Source organism: Pseudomonas sp. MF09150 (assembly GCF_059862355.1).
Genome location: NZ_JCBCUS010000001.1, coordinates 1,751,938 through 1,767,899 on the forward strand (window position 1 = coordinate 1,751,938; position 15,962 = coordinate 1,767,899).

Below are 15,962 nucleotides of genomic sequence, written 5' to 3' on the forward strand. Positions count from 1 at the left end.
CACTCTCCTTTTTCTAATGACGACTTTGCATCAGGCCTAAAGAAAAAACCGCACGCCATGAGGCAGTGCGGTTTTTCCATGACAGCAAGCAACGACTACAAACTATTACGCCTGGTGGCTAGTAACGTAGTCGATAGCAGCTTGAACAGTAGTGATCTTTTCAGCTTCTTCGTCAGGGATTTCGGTCTCGAATTCCTCTTCCAGAGCCATCACCAGCTCAACGGTGTCAAGGGAGTCGGCACCCAGGTCTTCAACGAAGGAAGCGGTGTTAACAACTTCTTCTTCTTTAACGCCCAGTTGCTCAGCAACGATTTTCTTGACGCGCTCTTCGATGGTGCTCATACCTTGTTTTCACTCCTAATGGACAAATTCAGGCAGCTGGCCAGTGGGTAAGTGTATAGAAAGGCTTTTCAGCTTTTCAACTGAAAGCTTCACTCCTCAAACCCTTTGGCCATCTGCCTATAAATAGATTGCAGCTTTATAACGGATTTTAGACAGCTCGTATGACATTTTTTTGAAGCAATCCGTCACATTTAACTCACATATACATCCCGCCGTTGACCGGGATTGTAGCCCCAGTAACGTATGCCGCACCGTCAGAAGCCAGAAAAGCGACCACTTGCGCGATCTCTTGTGCCTGCCCCAGACGGCCCAGCGGAATTTGTGTCAGCAAGGCATCACGCTGCGCTTCAGGCAATTCGCGAGTCATGTCGGTATCGATGAAACCCGGTGCTACCGAGTTGACCGTAATCGACCGCGAACCCACTTCACGCGCCAGAGCACGACTGAAACCTTCCAGACCCGCCTTGGCGGCTGCGTAGTTTACTTGGCCTGCGTTGCCCATGGCACCCACTACCGAGCCAATACTGATAATTCGACCCCAACGAGCCTTGGTCATGCCGCGCAAAACGCCTTTGGACAGGCGAAACAGACTGTTCAAGTTGGTATCGACCACGTCGTACCACTCGTCATCTTTCATGCGCATCATCAGGTTGTCACGGGTGATACCGGCGTTATTGACCAGGATCGCCGGCGCGCCGAACTGCACCTGAATGCTCGCCAGGACCGCCGCAACCGATTCGTCGCTGGTGACATTGAGCTCAAGGCCAGTGCCTTGAATGCCGTGTTCCTTGAGGGTCGCAGCAATGCGCTCGGCACCCGAGGCGGAAGTCGCGGTACCCACGACAATCGCGCCCAGACGACCCAGCTCAAGCGCGATGGCCTGGCCAATACCGCGGCTCGCGCCAGTCACCAGTGCAACTTTACCTTGCAGACTCATGCAGGCTTCTCCTAATTCAGGCCAGTGCTGCGCGAGCGGCAGCAAAGGCATCGGGGGTATTCAGGTTGGAGGTCGATACGCCTTCGGCGCAGCGCTTGCTCAGGCCGGCCAGGACCTTGCCCGGACCGCATTCGACCAGCTGGGTCGCACCTTTGGATGCCAGGGCCTGGACCGACTCGACCCAACGCACCGGCTTGTACAACTGCTCCAGCAGGTCGCGCTTGAGGGTCTCGAGGTCTGCCGGCACTGCCGCGCTGACGTTTTGCACCACCGGGATCTGCGGCGCCTGCCAGTCGATCGCGGCGATCGACTCGGCGAAACGCTCGGCAGCCGGGCGCATCAGCTCGCAGTGCGACGGCACGCTGACTGGCAACGGCATGGCACGCTTGGCGCCGCGCGCCTTGCAGCCTTCGATGGCGCGCTCTACAGCCGCCTTGGCACCGGCGATCACCACCTGGCCAGGGGAGTTGAAGTTGACTGCGCTGACCACTTCACCTTGAGCCGCCTCGGCACAGGCCGCCAGCACGTCGGCATCTTCCAGGCCGAGAATCGCAGCCATGCCGCCCTGCCCCGCAGGAACAGCTTCCTGCATCAGTTGGCCACGACGCTCTACCAGCTTCACCGCGTCACCAAGACTCAGGCTGCCAGCGGCGACCAGCGCGCTGTATTCACCCAGGCTGTGGCCTGCGACGAACGCCGGGCGAGCACCGCCTTCTGCCAGCCACAGACGCCACAAGGCGACGGACGCAGTCAGAATGGCCGGCTGGGTTTTATGGGTTTGATTGAGCAGCTCTTCCGGACCTTGCTGGGTCAGAGCCCACAGGTCGTAGCCCAGAGCATCGGAGGCTTCTTTGAAGGTGTCGAGGATCAACGGGTATTGCGCGCCCAACTCGGCCAACATGCCGAGGGACTGCGAGCCCTGTCCTGGAAAGACGAATGCGAGGGAAGCAGACATGTAACAAGCCCCTAATGATCTTGTCGTCGGAGAATTGACGCCCTGCCGAAGCGGACGCAAGAAACTGACAGTTGGATGGCCAATTGAACTGAGCGGTCACATTTAAGCACTCCCGAGGGGAAACGCCTAAAGCAACAGATCCTCAAGCCGCCCGTGCAGACGCTCGGGAAGGTTCTCCTGAATCTCTATCAGCGCCCGCTGGATGGCACTCTGAAAGCCCTGAACTCCTGCCGAACCATGGCTTTTCACCACGATCCCCTGCAAACCCAGAAAACTCGCACCATTGTGCCGCGCCGGCGCCAGATCAGCCTGCAGACGCCGCATCAGCGGCAATGCCAGGGCTCCCACCAGGCGCGAAGCGACATTGCGCTTGAACAGCGCCTCGATCCGCGCGGCAATCATGGTCGCCAGACCCTCGCTGGACTTGAGCAGGATATTGCCGACAAAGCCGTCGCACACCACCACATCCGCTTCGCCGCGATACAGCCCATCACCCTCGACAAAGCCGATGTAATTCAAGCCACGAGCATTTTGCAGCAAGGTCGCCGCGAGCTTTACCTGCTGGTTACCCTTGATGTCTTCGGTGCCGATATTCAGCAGCGCGACCCGCGGACGCGCGATGCCCAGCGTCTCGGCCGCGACCGACCCCATCACCGCAAACTGGAACAGGTGCTCGGCGCTGCAATCGACGTTGGCCCCCAGGTCCAGCAACTGGCAATAGCCACGCTGGGTCGGGATGGCGGCCACCATCGCCGGACGATCAATCCCCGGCAGGGTTTTGAGCACATAGCGCGACAACGCCATCAGCGCACCGGTATTCCCCGCACTGACACAGGCCTGGACCTTGCCTTCACGCAACAACTCAAGGGCCACCCGCATAGAAGAGTCGGGTTTGCCGCGCAGAGCCTGGGAGGGCTTTTCGTCCATGCCGATCACTTCGGCGGCCGGCACAATCGTCAGGCGAGCGCGATCCACAGCCGAATGGCCGGAAATCAGATCTTCTAAAAGGGAGGGTTGACCGACAAGGGCCAGGTGCAGCGAGGGCGTAGCAGACAGGCAAGCAAGACTGGCCTGAACAATGCTGCGGGGACCGAAGTCCCCGCCCATTGCGTCAATCGCGATGACTTGAGCAGACAAGTGATTACTCGTCAGCGCCCTTGTCGATCACTTTACGGCCACGGTATACGCCTTCTGGCGATACGTGGTGACGCAGGTGAATTTCACCGGTGGTTTTTTCTACAGACAGAGTGCTCGCCGTCAGGGCGTCGTGCGAACGACGCATGTCACGGGCAGAGCGGGATTTTTTGTTCTGCTGAACAGCCATAATTGATTAACTCCTAAACGTTTGGGTCACGCTTTAACTGCGCCAATACACTGAACGGGTTGGACCGCGTTACCTCGTCCTCGCTCGGTTCGGGCTCATCGAGACCCGCCGGCTGCTGGCATTCTTCCGGATGATGAGCAGGCACAATGGGCAAGGCGAGCAGAAGCTCCTCCTCGATCAGTGACTGCAGATCCAAAGGATCTTCGCCCAGTTCCAGCACGTCATAACCTTTCGGCAACGACTGGGTATTCGCACCCTCCTTCACCACAGCATAACTGCATTCGCTATGGATCGGCAGGGTGACCAGCTCAAGACAACGCTGGCAAACCATTTTGACTTCGGTGTCGATAAAGCTGTGGATTACCACAGACTTACGTTCATCTCGTTCAAAAACGAATTTTGCCTGCACCGTACCGACATCGTCGGAAAGCGGGTCGCAGAGTCTCTTCAAATCGGCCAGCAGCAGTTCACCTTGAAGGGTGGTGCCACGGTCAGCCAATTTGCGCGGGTCAACGTGAGGTGGAATCGGGTCATTCAACATAGGCGCAGCATTATAGGGATGCACCCGGCCATGTCAAAGGAAATTCAACCCTGTCGGTCACTTGCAAGCCTCGCTAGAATCCGCAACCCGCCTCAGGAGATGCGCATGCTGCCTTTATTACTCGCTTCAAGCTCGGTCTACCGCCGAGAATTGCTGGCCCGCCTGCGGCTGCCGTTCACCTGCGCCTCCCCGGACATCGACGAAAGCCATCGATCCGGAGAGACCGCCACGCAACTGGTCAAGCGCCTGGCCAGGGAAAAAGCCCAGGCGCTCGCCGCCACTCATCCGCAACACCTGATCATTGGCTCGGATCAGGTTGCCGTGCTCGGCGAGCGCATCATCGGCAAACCTCACAGCTTCGAAAAGGCCCGCGACCAGCTTCTCGCCGCCAGCGGCAACAGCGTGACCTTCCTCACCGGCCTGGCCCTGCTCAACAGCCAGACCGGAGCCTGCCAGGTCGACTGCATTGCCTTCACCGTACACATGCGCAGCCTCACTGCAGAACGCATCGAACGCTACCTGCACGCCGAGCAACCCTACGACTGCGCCGGCAGCTTCAAAGCCGAAGGCTTGGGGGTCAGCCTGTTTCGCAGCACCGAAGGCCCTGACGCCACCAGCCTGGTCGGCCTGCCGCTGATTCGCCTGGTGGACATGCTCCTTGCCGAAGGCATCGAGATTCCCTGACCCGCGCCCACGAAAAAGCCGGCGCGAAGGCCGGCTTTTTCCTGGATACAGAAGAACTTAACGCAGGGCAGGCCCCTGGAAGCCCATCCACATTGCCAACTGCTCAGCCACACTGGCGCCGAGCTTCTTCGAGAAGCGATCAAACGGCGACTCCTGAACAGTGAAGTCCACCAACTCTTTCTCGCCAATCACATCGCGCGCCACCGAACTGGTATTACCCAGGCCGTCGATCAAGCCCAATTGCAGCGCCTGCTGACCCGACCAGATCAAACCGGAGAACAGCTCGGGGTGATCCTTGTCCTTGAGACGATCGCCACGCCCCTGCTTGACGCTGGCAATGAACTGCTGATGAGTGGTATCGAGCACGCCCTGCCAGAACTTGGTTTCGTCGGGCTTCTGCGGCTGAAACGGATCGAGGAACGACTTGTGCTCACCCGAGGTGTAGGCGCGCCGCTCCACCCCCAGCTTCTCCATGGTGCCGACAAAGCCGTAACCGGCCGCCGTCACACCAATGGAGCCCACCAGGCTGGCCTTGTCGGCGTAGATCTGATCAGCAGCGCTGGCGATGTAATAGGCACCCGAGGCACCCAGGTCGGAAATCACCGCATAAACCTTGGTGTCGGCATGCAAGCCGCGCAAACGGCGAATCTCGTCATAGACATAGCCGGACTGCACCGGACTGCCGCCCGGGCTGTTGATGCGCAAGACAATGCCCTTGACCTTGGGATCCTCGAACGCCGCGCGCAGGCTGCCGACAATATTGTCAGCACTGGCCGCTTCCTTGTCGGCAATCACCCCCGTCACGTCGATCACCGCCGTGTAGCCCGCACCCCGGGTGGCACTTTTCTCCATGTCCATCAGCGGCGTAAACAACACCAGCGCACCGAACAGGTAAATAAACGTCAGAAACTTGAAGAAGATCCCCCAGCGCCGCGAACGCCGCTGCTCCTGCACACTGGCCAACAGGGTCTTTTCCAGGAGCTTCCAGCTCTTGTCATCGCCGCCTTCAGCACTCGCCTTGCTCGGCGCCTTCCATTCATCGGTCATGCCATCTACCCCAGCAAAAACTTAATTGGCGCGCAGGCTAAGCCAGGCGTGCAACTCAGGAAAACTATCAATAGCGATGCGCGGCTCGAATGCGCGCAAGGCCTCCAGCGATTGAGCTCCGTAACTGACAGCAACCGAGTCCATGCCCGCATTGCGTGCCATCAACAGATCGAAAGAGGAGTCACCCACCATCAGCGCCTGCTCGGGACGCACATCGCAATGGGCAAGAATCTGCTCCAGCATCAGCGGATGGGGTTTGCTGGCGGTTTCATCGGCAGCGCGGGTGATATCAAAATAATCCTCCCAGCCATGAGCCCTCAACACCCGATCCAGCCCCCGCCGCGCCTTGCCTGTAGCCACCGCCAAGCGGTAGCCCTCCGCCCGGAATGCGTCAAGGGACTGCACCACCCCAGCGAACAGCGGCGAAGGCTCCGCCTCAAGGGCGATATAGCAATCAGCATAATGCTGGCGAAAGGCAATCAGCTGCTCGTCATCGATTTCCGGGTACAGGGTGCGAATCGCCTCCGGCAGCCCAAGACCGATAATGCCCTTGACCGCGAAGTCATCGCGACGCGCAAAATTGGAACGATCGGAGGCCACATGCATGGCCTCGACAATCCGACCAACGGAGTCGGCCAGAGTGCCGTCCCAATCAAAAATCAGCAGCTTGTAATCAGGATGCACTCAGGCGCTCCACGGTCTTGGCCCAGATCTCATCCACTGGCGCCTGCAACTTGAGCTCACCCCCATCGGGTAGCGGCACAGTCAGCATGTAAGCGTGCAGGAACAGGCGCTTGCCGCCCAGATCACGAATTTCCTTGCTGAAGTCGTCGTCGCCATACTTGGTGTCGCCGGCAATGCAATGCCCGGCGTGCAAGGTATGGACGCGGATCTGGTGAGTCCGGCCGGTGATCGGCTTGGCTTCGATCAGGGTGGCAAAGTCGCCGAAACGGCGCAGAACCTTGAATACGGTGACCGCTTCCTTGCCTTCGTCTTCGTCGACCTCGACCATCCGCTCGCCGGAACGCAGGTTGCTCTTGCCCAACGGCGCCCGAACTTGCTTGATCGAGGCCGCCCAGTTGCCACGCACCAGCGCCATGTAGCGCTTGTCCACGCCATCGCCGCGCAGGGCCGCGTGCAAGTGCCGCAACATGCTGCGCTTCTTCGCGATCATCAGCAGGCCGGAGGTATCACGATCGAGCCGGTGAACCAGTTCCAGCTCCTTGGCATCAGGGCGCAACTGGCGGAAGGCTTCGATCACGCCGTAGGTCAGGCCGCTGCCGCCGTGAACCGCAATGCCGGTGGGCTTGTTGATCACGATCAGCGCCTTGTCCTCGAAGACAATCGAGGCCTCAAGGCGCTGCAGCAGGCCCTGGGCCAGCGGCACTGGCTCGTCGCGCTCAGGCACGCGAACCGGAGGCACGCGCACGATATCGCCCGCCTGCAGCTTGTATTCGGGCTTGATCCGCCCCTTGTTCACCCGCACTTCGCCTTTGCGCAAAATGCGATAAATCAAGGTTTTGGGCACGCCTTTGAGCCGGGCGAGAAGGAAGTTGTCAATTCGTTGGCCGGCATATTCCGGCGAGACTTCAAGCAGTTGCACGCTTGGAGTCGAGGGGGCAGTAGTCGTCATGCCGCAAATGATAACAATTTTTTATGGAATTGAAGCACTTAATGATTGCTGCTATAGTCGCGAACGCCGCCAAAAGCGGCCTGGACAGCGGACTAACGGTCAAAAACCGGCCCTGACCAACGCAATTCACCAGGACGCGAGGCCGTCCTACGGGGCTTTCGCTACGTAACGGTGGAGTTTGCAGGTGTAACGAGCGCAGGTGACATGAGGCCTGAATCAAGCGGCAAAGCAGAGTTTTCACTCGCCTTGCGAGCCAATATTCATGGCCAGTTCACAAAGTGCAGTCAGCTGCGAATGACCCCGAGCGAAGGCTTCGGAAACAACGCCTAAATTAGCCATGATGCGTGACCTCCCCTTTCGGAGCTCACGGTAAATGCCAACCCGCTGCGGATTCTGCGCGCGGCAGCACCCGAACTATCAGGGATACGTGTAGGGTGGAGATGCACAACCGTCGGACTGTGTAGCATTAGGCTTTATCAAGACGCTTCATCTCGTCCACAGTTACCGGTTGATTCCTCCTCCTGACAAACTTTTGCTTAAGCGGTGCCTTATGTCACCACAGCAAGCAGGACGCGTGAGTCGCGACTTCGCCCCCTTTGGTCGAACCTCGCTAGACACTCGAGTGGCCAACCACTCCTGACGCACCTGACACCGACCGTGAGAAGTCGTGTGTGCCGAACGCCGTTTCCGGCAGCCCGGAAACCGACGGTACTACATGAAAAGAATGCTGATTAACGCAACTCAACCCGAAGAGTTGCGTGTTGCACTGGTAGATGGCCAGCGCCTCTACGACCTGGACATCGAATCCGGTGCACGCGAGCAGAAAAAGGCCAACATCTATAAAGGCCGGATTACTCGCATCGAACCAAGCCTCGAGGCTGCCTTTGTCGATTTCGGCTCTGAGCGCCACGGCTTCCTGCCCCTCAAAGAAATCTCCCGCGAATACTTCAAGAAAGCCCCCGAAGGCCGCGTGAACATCAAGGACGTCCTGAGCGAAGGCCAGGAAGTCATCGTTCAGGTCGAGAAAGAAGAACGTGGCAACAAGGGCGCCGCCCTGACCACCTTCATCAGCCTGGCCGGTCGTTACCTGGTTCTGATGCCGAACAACCCGCGTGCCGGCGGCATTTCCCGTCGCATCGAAGGCGAAGAGCGCAACGAACTGCGTGAAGCTCTGAACGGCCTGGTTGCCCCGGCTGACATGGGTCTGATCGTGCGCACTGCCGGCCTGGGCCGCAGCAGCGAAGAAATGCAGTGGGACCTCGATTACCTGCTGCAACTCTGGACCGCCATCAAAGAAGCCTCGCTGGATCGCTCCGCGCCATTCCTGATCTACCAGGAAAGCAACGTGATCATCCGCGCGATCCGCGATTACCTCCGCCAGGACATCGGCGAAGTGCTGATCGACAGCGTTGAAGCCCAGGACGAAGCCCTGACCTTCATCCGCCAAGTGATGCCGCAGTACGCCAGCAAGATCAAGCTGTACGAAGACAGCGTTCCGCTGTTCAACCGTTTCCAGATCGAAAGCCAGATCGAGACCGCTTTCCAGCGCGTCGTTGAACTGCCTTCCGGCGGCTCCATCGTTATCGATCCGACCGAAGCGCTGGTGTCCATCGACATCAACTCGGCGCGCGCCACCAAAGGCAGCGACATCGAAGAAACCGCCCTGCAGACCAACCTTGAAGCTGCCGAAGAAATCGCCCGTCAGTTGCGCCTGCGCGACATCGGCGGCCTGATCGTCATCGACTTCATCGACATGACCCCTGCCAAGAACCAGCGCGCCGTGGAAGAGAAAGTCCGCGAATGCCTGGAAGCCGACCGCGCTCGCGTGCAGGTCGGTCGCATCTCGCGCTTCGGCCTGCTGGAAATGTCCCGTCAGCGCCTGCGTCCATCCCTGGGCGAAAGCAGCGGCATCGTCTGCCCACGTTGCAACGGCACCGGCATCATCCGTGATGTGGAATCGCTGTCGCTGGCCATCCTGCGCCTGATCGAAGAAGAAGCCCTGAAAGACCGCACCGCCGAAGTTCGTGCCCAAGTGCCGATCCCGGTAGCTGCGTTCCTGCTCAACGAAAAACGCAACTCGATCACCAAGATCGAACTGCGCACCCGCGCCCGCATCGTCATCCTGCCGAACGATCACCTCGAAACGCCGCACTTCGAAGTTCAGCGCCTGCGCGATGACAGCCCGGAAGCCAGCATCAACCAGTCCAGCTACGAAATCGCCGCTGCCGCTGCTGAAGTTGAAGAAGTCCAGCCAGCCGCCGCGACCCGCACCCTGGTTCGCCAGGAGGCCGCCGTCAAGACCGCCCCGGCACGTGCCAACGCTCCGGTTCCGGTTGAAGCCGCAGCGCCGGTCGCCGCTCCAGTTGCAGTCGCCGAGCCAAGCCTGTTCAAGGGCCTGGTGAAATCCCTGGTCAGCCTGTTCGCTACCAAGGAAGAGCCTGTCGCCCCGGTCGTGGTTGAAAAGCCTGTGACCGAGCGCCCTGCTCGCAACGAAGAGCGTCGCAACGGTCGCCAGCAAAGCCGCAACCGTAACGGTCGCCGCGACGAAGAACGCAAACCGCGTGAAGAACGTGCACCTCGCGAAGAACGCGCCCCACGTGAAGAACGTGCGCCGCGCGAAGAGCGTCAGCCACGTGAAGTACGCGAGGCTCGCGAAGAAGTTCAAGCCACCGCTCGCGAAGAACGCGCACCACGCGCTCCACGTGAAGAGCGTCAACCACGTGCACCGCGCGAAGATCGCAAGCCTCGTGGCGAGCGTGAAGAGCGTCCGGTCCGTGAACTGCGCGAACCTCTGGATGCCGCCCCGGCCGTTGCAGCTGCTGCTGCCGCGACCACCGAGGAACGTCCAGCTCGTGCGCCACGCGAAGAACGCCAACCGCGTGCACCGCGTGAAGAGCGTCAACCTGCTGCTGAACAAGCGGCTGCCGTTGCCGATGAAGAGCTGCTGAACAACGAAGAGCAACTGTCGGAAGACGGCCAGGAGAACGCCGAGGACGATCGTCCACGTCGCCGCTCCCGTGGCCAGCGTCGCCGCAGCAACCGTCGTGAACGTCAGCGCGATGCCAACGGCAACGTGATCGAAGGTTCGGAAGAGAACAGTGAAGAACCAAGCTCTGCCGATCTGGCTGCCGGCCTGGCAGTCACTGCCGCCGTTGCCAGCACCGTGATCAGCGCACCTGCCGAAGCCCAGGCCAACGAGCAGGCTGAGCGCGCTACTGCCGCTCTGGAAACCGCAGTGGTTGAAGCGCCTGTGGTTGAAGCCACCACGCCGGTAGAAGCACCTGTCGCTCCTGCGGTTGAAGTTCGTGAAGTTCGCGAAGAGCAACTTCAGCTTGAAGTCTCGGTCGAGCCTGCTGTCATTGCCGAACCGGCCACTCCAGTTGTGATCGAGCAACCGGTGATCAGCGAAGCCGTTACTGCAGAACCTGAGTTCCAGGCTCCTGCCGAGCAAGCTGCTGCACCTGCCGAAGAAGCGCCAAGCGCTTTCGAACGCATTGCCGAATCGATCGTGGTCGAAGCACCTGTCGAGGCTCCAGCCCCGGTGGTTGATGCCGTGGTTGAGCAAGCAGCTCCAGTGGCAGCCGAAGTCGTTGAACCGACTCCAGCCGCCGTTGAAGCTCCGGTTGCTGCCGAAGTGGTTGAGCCAGTGGTCGAAGCCGCTCCTGTGAGCGCCTTGGGCAGCAATGGCCGCGCGCCGAACGACCCACGTGAAGTGCGTCGCCGCAAACGTGAAGCCGAGCGTCTGCAGAAAGAAGCCGAACAGGCTGGCGCCGCAGCTCCAGTTGTGGCGCAAGAGCCTGCTCCGGTTGCGGCCCAAGCCGAACCTGCGGCAGTGGTCGAGCCGGTTGTTGAACAGCCAGCTTCCATCGACGAGAGCCCTCGGGTGGTCGAAGAAGCGGTAGAGCAGCAACCTAAAGCCCTGGAAGAAGAGCACGAGACTAAACCCCTCGTCTGATTCCGGTCGCTACTGAAAAGCCCCGCCTGGTCACCCAGGCGGGGCTTTTTTATGGCTATTGTCGCGCTCCTGCACTCAACCGCTGAACAGCAGCGCCTGCGGCACATCCACATCCCACAGCACACCTGGGTCCGTTACCGACACCGGAACCACCGCCCCCTGCGCAAACAGCCGCCTGGCCCCACGATCACCGGACAACCCCAGCAACGCAGCGCCATAGCCTCGGCCAAACCCCACCGGATGCCCATACTCGGCGCCCAGCACGGGGACGCTGATAGCGCCCTCCTCCATCTCCTGCAACACGCGCTCGACAGTCGACGCCAGGATGAACGGCATATCCCCCGGCATCACCAGCCAACCGCCCGCATCGGTACAGGCGCCGACCCCGGCCGCAATGCTATGGCCCATGCCCGGCGAATCCACGCGCAGCACCTGGCACCCATAGGCTTGGCCCAGGCGTGCGACTGCGTGTCGATCTGCCGTCGTCACCAACAGCCGCCGGGACAACCGCGCAGGCAGGTTGACCAGCACGTGTTCAAGCACCGGTCGCACCACCCCATCGCGACCGATACAGGGCGCTAACAGCTTGTCCTGATCAGCCCCCGCCAACTGTCGGTAGCGGCTGCCCTGCCCCGCTGCCAGCACAATCACCGCAGGCTCCTGACTCAAGCCGGCGCCTCGTCCACGACCGGCGCGGGCTTTTTCTGCAGCAAGTCGATGCCATTTTTGATCGCCACAATCTCCGACATCAGGGACAGGGCAATTTCGGCCGGCGTATGACTGCCGATATGCAAGCCGATCGGCCCATGCAATCGCTCGATGGCGTCTGCCGACAGCCCCAGCTGGGCAAGGTTGTCTCGCCGCTTCTGGCTGTTGATCCGCGAGCCCAGCGCGCCGACGTAGAACGCCGGCGAATTCAGCGCCGTGAGCAACGCCATGTCATCCAGGCGCGGGTCGTGGGTCAGCGCGACAATCGCCGTGCGCTCATCGGTCTCGATAGTCAGCACCGCGTCATCCGGCATACCACCGACGAACCGACCCTGCTGGTCTTCCCAGCCATGGACGAACTCCTTGCGCGGGTCACAGACCAGGACTTCGAAATCCAGCAAGCGCGCGATCTGCGCCACGTATCGCGACAACTGGCCGGCCCCGATCAGCAGCAAGCGCCAGCGCGGTCCGTAGATTGCCCGCAGGGTCTGGCCATCGCAGCTCAAGACGTCGCTCTTGCTCGCCACCTCCAGCTCGACCGCCCCGGTTTTCAGGTCCAGCACCCGGGCGACGATTTCATGAGCCTCGCAGCGCCGCAGCAGTTCGGCGACCCAGGCCGGATCGCCGACCCGCTCTTCGGCCAGGCGCAAGGTACCACCACACGGCAGGCCGAAACGCGCGGCTTCGTCACGACTGACGCCGTAGGTAATCCACTGCACCGGCGGTCCCTCTGCGGGCAAGCGCCCGTCTTGCAAGCGGGCAATCAAATCATCTTCGATGCACCCGCCGGACACCGAGCCAATCACCACTCCATCTCCGCGCAAGGCCAGCATGGCGCCAGGGGGCCGCGGCGCACTGCCCCAGGTCTGGACCACACTGTAGAGCACCACAGCGTGCCCGGCACGGCGCCAATCCAGCACACTGCGCAAGACATTCAGATCGACGCTGTCCATCAACTGGCGGCCTTTTGCTGCCAGCCCTGCAACTGATAGCGCACCGGCAGGTTGCGAATCCGCTGCCCGGTGGCGGCAAAGATCGCATTGCACAACGCCGGGGCGATCGGCGGCACGCCCGGCTCACCCACTCCACCCAGGGGTACGTTGCCCGGCGGAGTGACCAAATGCACCGCCACCTGTTTCGGCGCCAGGGACATCCGCGCCACTTCGTACATATGGAAGTTGTCCTGCTGGACCTTGCCCTCCTTGAAGCTGATCTCACCCAGCACCGCATTGCCCAGCCCCATCACGCAAGCGCCTTCGAACTGCGAGCGAATGCGCTCGGGATTGATCTGCGGGCCGCAGTCCACGGCAATGTCGGCCTTGTGCACGATCAGCGTGCCATCGTCCTTGACCTCCACTTCAATCACCGCCGCCACGTAGGTGACAAAGCTGTAGTGCACCGCCAGCCCCAGGCCTCGGCCTTTGGGCAGGCTCCGGCCCCAGCCGGCGGCCTTGGCTGCGACTTCCAGCACGCCACGCAAGCGCGCGGTATCGATGGGATAACGTTCCGGGGATTCGCCGTAGTTCCACTCTTCGCTGAGGGTTCGCGGATCGATCTGACGATCCGGCCCCAGCAGCTTGAGCTGGTACTTGAGCGGGTCCTGCCCCGCCTTGTGCGCCAGCTCGTCGACAAAACTCTGAATCGCGAAGCCGTGGGGAATATTCGACACCGAGCGATACCAGCCGACGCGTGTATGGGCTGCAGCCTCGGGGTTCTCCAGGCGTACGTTGGGGATTGCGTAGGCCATGTTGGTAAAGCCCATGCCCAACTCGAACGCGCCCTCGTGGTTCATGCCCGGGGCAAACAACGCGGTAATGCTGGGCGCCACAGTGCGGTGCAACCAGCCGGAGGGCATGCCGTCCTTGCCCAGGCTGGCCTTGAGGTACTCCGCCGAGACGGTATGGAAGTAGGAGCAGTGGATGTCGTCCTCCCGGGTCCATTGCACCCGCACCGCCTTGCCGGGCACCGCCTGGGCCAGGATCGCGGCCTCGAGGATGAAGTCCGGCTTGGATTTGCGGCCGAAACCGCCCCCGAGCAAGGTCACGTTGACCGTGACCTTGTCGAAGGCAATGCCTAAGCGCTCGGCGATCCGCTCGCGGGTGACCTGCGGCGCCTGGCTCGGAGCCCAGGTCTGGCATTCACCGTTTTCGAAACGGGCCACGGCCACCATCGGTTCCATGGGCGACTGGGCCAGGTGCGGCAGGTAGTAGGCCGCTTCCAGGCTGCTGTCGGCGCTGTTCAGCGCGGCATCGATATCGCCGGTGCTGCGCACGACCTTGCCGGGCTTACGGGCGGCATCCTCCAGTTGCTTGCGATAGGCAATCGAGTCATAACCGGCATTGATCCCGTCATCCCACTCGATCTTCAAAGCTTCGCGGCCCTTGATCGCCGCCCAGGTGTTGCTGGCAATGACTGCTACACCGCCCAGGGGCTGGAACTCCGAAGGCAGCGGCCGACTGTCGATCTGCAACACCTTGATCACCCCAGGCACTTTCAGCGCTGCGCTGTCATCGAAAGATTTGACCTTGCCACCATGGACCCGTGGGCGCGCCACGGTGGCGTACAGCATGCCGTCGAAATGCACGTCGGCGCCGTACAGCGCCCGGCCATTGACGATATCCGCGCCATCAATGGCGCGGGTGGCCTCCTTGCCGATGTAGCGAAACTCCGACGGCTGCTTCAGCCGCAGGCTGTCGCGAGCCGGTACAGCCAAGGCCGCCGCGGCCACGGCCAGGGCTCCGTAACCCAGTTCACGCCCGCTGGGTGGATGCACCACCTTGTGCAACTGCGCCCGGCATTCACCCAGCGGCACATTCCACTGGGCGGCAGCGGCCTGTTCGAGCATGGCCCGTGCCGCAGCGCCGCAGCGCCGCATGGGCTCGTACCAGTGGCGCATGCTGCGCGAACCGTCGGTGTCCTGGTTGCCAAAGCGCACTTCATCGCCCGGGGCCTGTTGCACCTTGACCAGGGCCCAGTCGGCGTCCAGTTCATCGGCGACCACCATGCTCAGGCTGGTACGTACCCCCTGGCCCATTTCCGAACGGTTGCAGACCACCGTCACGCTGCCGTCGGCGGCGATGCTCACATACACCTTGGGATCGTCGACCCAGCCATGGGGCATGCCATCGGCGCCGAACTTCTTGTCGTCGGCAAAGGCATCCTGCCAACCCCAGCTCGCTGCCAACACCAGGGCACCGGTCGCACCGACGCCCTTGAGAAAACCGCGCCGGCTGAGGTTGCTCAGGGTGAAATCATGGGGTAACTGGCTCATGCCCGGCCCTCCTTGAGGTGGGTCGCGGCCTGGCGAATGGCGGTCTTGATCCGGTTATAAGTGCCGCAGCGGCAGATATTGCCCAGCATGGCCTCTTCGATCTGCTCGTCGCTGGGGTTGGGGTTGACCTTGAGCAAGGCGGTGGCGGACATGATCTGCCCGCCCTGGCAGTAGCCACATTGCGCGACAGCGGTGTCCAGCCACGCCTGCTGCACGACTTGGCCGACAGGGTCGGCGTGCAGGTTGTCGATGGTGCCGACGTTCTGCCCGAGTACCGAGCCGATCGGCGTGATGCAACTGCGGGCCGGCGAGCCGTCGATATGAATGGTGCAGGCACCGCACAGCCCCATGCCGCAGCCGAATTTGGTGCCGTTGTAACCCGCCACATCGCGGATCGCCCAGAGCAGTGGCATGTCCTCGGTGACATCCAGTTGATGATCTTGACCATTGAGCTTCAGGGTAATCATGGGCACGCCCGCATAGGTTCGGTTATGGGGTCGAGCAATCTGCAGCGGGATGGCGCGGTTCGCGGCGCAAACAGATTGACTCAGGCTAATGGGCTCTC

15 protein-coding genes are annotated in these 15,962 nt (G+C 61.3%); 2 read left to right on the forward strand and 13 right to left on the reverse strand.

Features of this window, described 5'->3' with window-relative positions:
* Positions 1 to 105: 105 nt before the first annotated feature.
* The 6 genes from acpP to AC19YX_RS07885 all read right to left on the reverse strand — a co-directional run bounded on the left by acpP (position 106) and on the right by AC19YX_RS07885 (position 4,099).
* Positions 106 to 342: an acyl carrier protein gene (gene acpP / locus AC19YX_RS07860; RefSeq protein ID WP_003175607.1), complete on the reverse strand. Its 237-nt coding sequence runs from the start codon at positions 340 to 342 to the stop codon at positions 106 to 108.
* Between the two features lie 196 nt (positions 343 to 538).
* Positions 539 to 1,279: a 3-oxoacyl-ACP reductase FabG gene (fabG, locus tag AC19YX_RS07865; protein WP_020300271.1), complete on the reverse strand. Its 741-nt coding sequence runs from the start codon at positions 1,277 to 1,279 to the stop codon at positions 539 to 541.
* Between the two features lie 16 nt (positions 1,280 to 1,295).
* Positions 1,296 to 2,234, reverse strand: coding sequence for an ACP S-malonyltransferase (gene fabD, locus AC19YX_RS07870; protein WP_500606022.1), 939 nt, complete (start codon positions 2,232 to 2,234; stop codon positions 1,296 to 1,298).
* Positions 2,235 to 2,360: 126 nt separating this feature from the next.
* A complete protein-coding gene (gene plsX, locus AC19YX_RS07875; protein WP_078471088.1) occupies positions 2,361 to 3,371 on the reverse strand; it encodes a phosphate acyltransferase PlsX in 1,011 nt (336 codons plus the stop codon).
* A 4-nt stretch (positions 3,372 to 3,375) separates the two neighbouring features.
* Complete coding sequence (rpmF, locus tag AC19YX_RS07880; RefSeq protein WP_008152339.1) at positions 3,376 to 3,558, reverse strand: 50S ribosomal protein L32; 183 nt, start codon at positions 3,556 to 3,558, stop codon at positions 3,376 to 3,378.
* 13 nt (positions 3,559 to 3,571) lie between these two features.
* On the reverse strand, positions 3,572 to 4,099 hold the full coding sequence (locus AC19YX_RS07885) for a YceD family protein (RefSeq protein WP_020300268.1): 528 nt from the start codon (positions 4,097 to 4,099) through the stop codon (positions 3,572 to 3,574).
* A 105-nt stretch (positions 4,100 to 4,204) separates the two neighbouring features.
* Here AC19YX_RS07885 and AC19YX_RS07890 point away from each other — a divergent pair, with 105 nt between their 5' ends.
* Positions 4,205 to 4,783, forward strand: coding sequence for a Maf family protein (locus tag AC19YX_RS07890; protein ID WP_201130125.1), 579 nt, complete (start codon positions 4,205 to 4,207; stop codon positions 4,781 to 4,783).
* 57 nt (positions 4,784 to 4,840) lie between these two features.
* On the opposite strand, the gene sppA is transcribed toward AC19YX_RS07890, so the two are convergent.
* From sppA to rluC, 3 genes are read right to left on the reverse strand one after another with little or no spacing between them, the layout of a single operon-like run.
* Positions 4,841 to 5,830 carry a signal peptide peptidase SppA gene (sppA, locus tag AC19YX_RS07895; protein WP_078471086.1) on the reverse strand — a complete coding sequence of 330 codons (990 nt, stop codon included), beginning with the start codon at positions 5,828 to 5,830 and terminating at the stop codon, positions 4,841 to 4,843.
* A gap of 21 nt (positions 5,831 to 5,851) precedes the next feature.
* Positions 5,852 to 6,514, reverse strand: coding sequence for an HAD-IA family hydrolase (locus AC19YX_RS07900; protein WP_421547701.1), 663 nt, complete (start codon positions 6,512 to 6,514; stop codon positions 5,852 to 5,854).
* Entirely contained in the window at positions 6,504 to 7,463 is a 960-nt protein-coding gene (gene rluC / locus AC19YX_RS07905) for a 23S rRNA pseudouridine(955/2504/2580) synthase RluC (protein ID WP_078471084.1), read from the reverse strand. Before rluC ends, AC19YX_RS07900 begins: the two co-directional genes overlap by 11 nt.
* A gap of 715 nt (positions 7,464 to 8,178) precedes the next feature.
* On the opposite strand from rluC, the gene rne reads away from it, so the two are divergent.
* On the forward strand, positions 8,179 to 11,418 hold the full coding sequence (rne, locus tag AC19YX_RS07910; RefSeq protein ID WP_500606023.1) for a ribonuclease E: 3,240 nt from the start codon (positions 8,179 to 8,181) through the stop codon (positions 11,416 to 11,418).
* 75 nt (positions 11,419 to 11,493) lie between these two features.
* On the opposite strand, the gene AC19YX_RS07915 is transcribed toward rne, so the two are convergent.
* From AC19YX_RS07915 to AC19YX_RS07930, 4 genes are read right to left on the reverse strand one after another with little or no spacing between them, the layout of a single operon-like run.
* Positions 11,494 to 12,087 carry a nucleotidyltransferase family protein gene (locus AC19YX_RS07915; RefSeq protein ID WP_500606024.1) on the reverse strand — a complete coding sequence of 198 codons (594 nt, stop codon included), beginning with the start codon at positions 12,085 to 12,087 and terminating at the stop codon, positions 11,494 to 11,496.
* Positions 12,084 to 13,079: an XdhC family protein gene (locus AC19YX_RS07920; protein WP_500606025.1), complete on the reverse strand. Its 996-nt coding sequence runs from the start codon at positions 13,077 to 13,079 to the stop codon at positions 12,084 to 12,086. The genes AC19YX_RS07915 and AC19YX_RS07920 overlap by 4 nt, the downstream gene beginning before the upstream one ends.
* Positions 13,079 to 15,397: a xanthine dehydrogenase family protein molybdopterin-binding subunit gene (locus AC19YX_RS07925; RefSeq protein ID WP_500606026.1), complete on the reverse strand. Its 2,319-nt coding sequence runs from the start codon at positions 15,395 to 15,397 to the stop codon at positions 13,079 to 13,081. Before AC19YX_RS07925 ends, AC19YX_RS07920 begins: the two co-directional genes overlap by 1 nt.
* Complete coding sequence (locus AC19YX_RS07930) at positions 15,394 to 15,864, reverse strand: (2Fe-2S)-binding protein (protein ID WP_078471079.1); 471 nt, start codon at positions 15,862 to 15,864, stop codon at positions 15,394 to 15,396. Before AC19YX_RS07930 ends, AC19YX_RS07925 begins: the two co-directional genes overlap by 4 nt.
* Positions 15,865 to 15,962 lie beyond the last annotated feature (98 nt).

Coding starts and splice junctions, on each gene's coding strand:
- fabD (WP_500606022.1), bottom strand. CDS start 2,234: ATGTCTGCTTCCCTCGCATTCGTCTTTCCAGGACAGGGCTCGCAGTCC.
- AC19YX_RS07930 (WP_078471079.1), bottom strand. CDS start 15,864: ATGATTACCCTGAAGCTCAATGGTCAAGATCATCAACTGGATGTCACC.
- fabG (WP_020300271.1), bottom strand. CDS start 1,279: ATGAGTCTGCAAGGTAAAGTTGCACTGGTGACTGGCGCGAGCCGCGGT.
- AC19YX_RS07885 (WP_020300268.1), bottom strand. CDS start 4,099: ATGTTGAATGACCCGATTCCACCTCACGTTGACCCGCGCAAATTGGCT.
- AC19YX_RS07920 (WP_500606025.1), bottom strand. CDS start 13,079: ATGGACAGCGTCGATCTGAATGTCTTGCGCAGTGTGCTGGATTGGCGC.
- rne (WP_500606023.1), top strand. CDS start 8,179: ATGAAAAGAATGCTGATTAACGCAACTCAACCCGAAGAGTTGCGTGTT.
- sppA (WP_078471086.1), bottom strand. CDS start 5,830: ATGACCGATGAATGGAAGGCGCCGAGCAAGGCGAGTGCTGAAGGCGGC.
- AC19YX_RS07890 (WP_201130125.1), top strand. CDS start 4,205: ATGCTGCCTTTATTACTCGCTTCAAGCTCGGTCTACCGCCGAGAATTG.
- rpmF (WP_008152339.1), bottom strand. CDS start 3,558: ATGGCTGTTCAGCAGAACAAAAAATCCCGCTCTGCCCGTGACATGCGT.
- acpP (WP_003175607.1), bottom strand. CDS start 342: ATGAGCACCATCGAAGAGCGCGTCAAGAAAATCGTTGCTGAGCAACTG.
- AC19YX_RS07925 (WP_500606026.1), bottom strand. CDS start 15,397: ATGAGCCAGTTACCCCATGATTTCACCCTGAGCAACCTCAGCCGGCGC.
- rluC (WP_078471084.1), bottom strand. CDS start 7,463: ATGACGACTACTGCCCCCTCGACTCCAAGCGTGCAACTGCTTGAAGTC.